4 protein-coding genes are annotated in these 3,330 nt (G+C 40.5%); 1 reads left to right on the forward strand and 3 read right to left on the reverse strand.

The annotated features are described in order from the left end of the window. Nucleotides 1–319: 319 nt before the first annotated feature. The 3 genes from rpsI to zapE all read right to left on the reverse strand — a co-directional run bounded on the left by rpsI (nt 320) and on the right by zapE (nt 2,500). Complete coding sequence (gene rpsI, locus ACP45E_RS07015; RefSeq protein WP_017035533.1) at nt 320–712, reverse strand: 30S ribosomal protein S9; 393 nt, start codon at nt 710–712, stop codon at nt 320–322. Nucleotides 713–725: 13 nt separating this feature from the next. Then, on the reverse strand, nt 726–1,154 hold the full coding sequence (gene rplM, locus ACP45E_RS07020; protein WP_017035534.1) for a 50S ribosomal protein L13: 429 nt from the start codon (nt 1,152–1,154) through the stop codon (nt 726–728). Nucleotides 1,155–1,396: 242 nt separating this feature from the next. Beyond that, nucleotides 1,397–2,500 carry a cell division protein ZapE gene (gene zapE / locus ACP45E_RS07025; RefSeq protein WP_026026782.1) on the reverse strand — a complete coding sequence of 368 codons (1,104 nt, stop codon included), beginning with the start codon at nt 2,498–2,500 and terminating at the stop codon, nt 1,397–1,399. A 144-nt stretch (nt 2,501–2,644) separates the two neighbouring features. Between zapE and zapG the strand changes: the two genes are divergently transcribed. Continuing rightward, nucleotides 2,645–3,091, forward strand: a complete 447-nt coding sequence (gene zapG / locus ACP45E_RS07030; protein ID WP_017035536.1) for a Z-ring associated protein ZapG — start codon at nt 2,645–2,647, stop codon at nt 3,089–3,091. Nucleotides 3,092–3,330: the final 239 nt, after the last annotated feature.

A 3,330-nucleotide genomic window follows, 5' to 3' on the forward strand; every position in this document is an offset into this window, starting at 1 on the left:
CCATTTGCTCCCTTTGGATAGTTGTTATTCCGCTTACAGAGCATGGCTAACAAATTAAAGTTTTAATTATATTTATTTGATGGCAAATGATAATTAAAACCCTACTTTTTGACAAGATAAAGCTACCTTTTTGTAACATTCAAAGGGCAAAGCCTATGCTGGGTCACAAAAGAAGCTGAATTAAAAAGAAAAGATCTTAAGAGATAATAATAAAGGGGATTTATAGATGTAAAAAAACAAAAAGCCCGGCATATAGCCAGGCTTTGAACCACAATTCCAGTCGTAAAACTGGAGCGTGAACTTTTCTGTAAAAGAAAAATTAACGCTTAGAGAATTGAGGTTTACGACGTGCTTTACGTAGACCAACTTTCTTACGTTCAACGCAACGAGCGTCACGAGTAACGTAACCAGCTGCACGTAGCGCAGGACGTAGAGACTCATCGTATTCCATTAGTGCGCGAGTGATACCGTGACGGATAGCACCTGCTTGACCAGAAATACCACCACCTTTAACAGTGATGTATAGGTCTAGTTTCTCAGTTAGTTCAACTAGCTCAAGAGGTTGCTTAACAACCATACGAGAAGTTGGACGACCGAAGTAAACATCAAGGCTACGCTTGTTGATTACGATCTCACCAGAACCTGGTTTGATGAAAACACGAGCTGCTGAGCTTTTGCGACGACCAGTGCCGTAGTATTGATTCTCTGCCATTTTCATAATCCCCTTAGATGTCTAGTACTGTTGGTTGTTGAGCAACATGGTTGTGCTCAGCACCAGCATAAACTTTTAGCTTACGGTACATCGCGCGGCCTAGAGGACCACGTGGTAACATACCTTTAACTGCTAGTTCAAGAACCATTTCTGGTTTCTTAGCAATTAGCTTTTCAAAAGTGATAGTTTTAAGACCACCTGGGAACTCTGAGTGACGGTAGTAAACCTTACCCTTAGCTTTGTTACCAGTTACAGCCACTTTCTCAGCGTTAACAACGATGATGTAATCACCAGTGTCTACGTGAGGAGTATATTCTGCTTTATGCTTGCCGCGTAGGCGAGAAGCGATTTCACTTGCTAGACGGCCAAGAGTTTTGCCTTCAGCGTCTACAACATACCAGTCGCGTTTTACAGTTTCTGGTTTAGCAACGAAAGTTTTCATGCTAATAATTACCTATTAAAAAAAATTACACTTAAGGAACAATAAGTTCCCACTGTCTAAGAGCACCATACATCACCCCTTCGAGTGTTGGAAACTCTCGGCATAGCCATAAAAATTTCTACAACTAGAGGCCAGCAGTAACGGTAGGTCGCAGGATTATAGAGAAGAGCGAAGAAAAAATCACCTCTTTTTGAACAAAATCACAATTTTTTTTAACCTACTGCCATAGACCGAATTTCAGATTAACTGAGATGCTCTTTAGCCAGATAATCATGACTTTGCATTTCAATTAGTCTTGACTGACAACGCTTGAATTCAAACTCCAGAAATTGCCCTTCATACAAGTTTTCTAAAGCGACTTCAGCTGAAATGATGAGTTTTACATTTCGCTCATAAAATTCATCGACTAATGCAATAAACCGCCGAGCAGCATCATCCAAATTTGCGCCCATCTGTTCAACATCCGCTAAAAGCACAGAGTGATAGATTTTAGACAGTTCAATATAATCATTTTGGCTACGAGCACTTTTACATAATTGGCCAAATGTCGCATGCAGTACACCATCACTTGCTTCTATCACATCCATCGCTCGGTTATTGATCTCTATCGACGTTTGAATAGGCTTATCTTCTCCTACCAATTGCTTGTAATAGCAATAGAGGTTTTCGTTGGCTGTTTTATCAAGTGGGTAATGATATATCTCGGCTTGCTTTAGTGTTCTTAACCGGTAGTCGATACCGCTATCAACATTCATAATGACACAATGCTTTTCTATCAAATGAATCGCAGGCATGAAACGTGCTCGTTGCAGTCCGTTCTTATACAGATCATGCGGCGGGATGTTCGACGTCGCGACTAGGATCACTCCTCGCTTAAACAAGGCTTGAAATAAAGTACCTAGAATCATGGCGTCGGTAATGTCTGAAACAAAGAACTCATCGAAACAGATAATATCGGTTTCTTGTTTAAATTTATCGGCCACAAGGTCTAACGGATCACTCACTTCCCCTAGCCCTTTAAGCTCATCATGCACACGATACATGAAGCGGTGAAAGTGGACTCTCATTTTCCTTTCGCTGGGTAATGAATCAAAAAATGAATCCATCAGGTAGGTCTTACCTCGACCCACTCCCCCCCAGAAATACAAACCATCTGGAACAACAGGAGAGTCTATTTTTTTTCCCATCAGTTTTTGCCAACGGGTCAGTGAGACCTTAGGTGCATTGAGATATTCAATAATTTGGTGATGCAATTTATCTAATGCTTCAACCGCTAGAAACTGGGCTTCATCTCTTTGAAAACCATGTTCTTTTATATCTTTCTCATACTTTTGTCTTGGTGTCATAACAAGAACACTTCCTTCAAACACAGCCATTAAAATTATCGTATTTTTCTTTATTGGACCTTCCGCTCATAGTAACATGCCCCCTAGACATGTGTAACCAACTGGTAACAGACATGTTAATTCCTCAGTTAATAAGGAGCTATTATGCCTTGGATTTACGCTATTGTAGGTTTAGTCATTGGTATTGTAATAGGGGGGCTTTTTGGGCGCTTCACAACACCTGAATATAAAAAACAAAAAACAGTACAAAAAGACCTAGACGCAACAAAATTCGCTCTCGAACAACAAAAGCAAGAACTGACCGACTATTTTGCTCAAAGCGCCGAAATGCTGGATACATTAGGCAAAGACTATACGAAGCTTTATCAGCATATGGCAAAAACATCAGCAGAGCTTTTGCCAAATCAACCAGAGCAAGATAACCCATTTGTTAAACAGATAACGATTCAGAACGAAAACAATACGACGCCAGATAAGATAGAAACAGACCAACCACCTAAAGATTATGCTAAGGGCTCGACTGGACTGTTTACCGATGCAGAAAAGGAGATCATTCACTCTAAAGAAGTGCTGACAGCGAAAGCCTCTTAACTTTGAGTCCCAATTCAATGGGAACTAAATTGATGTTTTTTAGTCATATCTCTGACTGGTCCCTACTTTTCAAGTTTTCTTCCACATATTGAAAAGTAGGTCTTAATCTAATTGGAGTCATCAGATGAAAAAGCCTTTGCTTACCTTAACCGCCTTATCAATCAGCTTAAGTTCAATCATCATTCCCTTGCCGGCAACGGCCGCCTTACCGCTATCCATTAACGAGCAGCCTCTGCCCA

Source organism: Vibrio genomosp. F10 str. 9ZD137 (genome assembly GCF_049974785.1).
Classification (GTDB): domain Bacteria; phylum Pseudomonadota; class Gammaproteobacteria; order Enterobacterales; family Vibrionaceae; genus Vibrio.

Excerpts from the sequence above, each read along its gene's own strand:
- rpsI (WP_017035533.1), bottom strand. The coding sequence starts at position 712 with ATGGCAGAGAATCAATACTACGGCACTGGTCGTCGCAAAAGCTCAGCA.
- rplM (WP_017035534.1), bottom strand. The coding sequence starts at position 1,154 with ATGAAAACTTTCGTTGCTAAACCAGAAACTGTAAAACGCGACTGGTAT.
- zapE (WP_026026782.1), bottom strand. The coding sequence starts at position 2,500 with ATGACACCAAGACAAAAGTATGAGAAAGATATAAAAGAACATGGTTTT.
- zapG (WP_017035536.1), top strand. The coding sequence starts at position 2,645 with ATGCCTTGGATTTACGCTATTGTAGGTTTAGTCATTGGTATTGTAATA.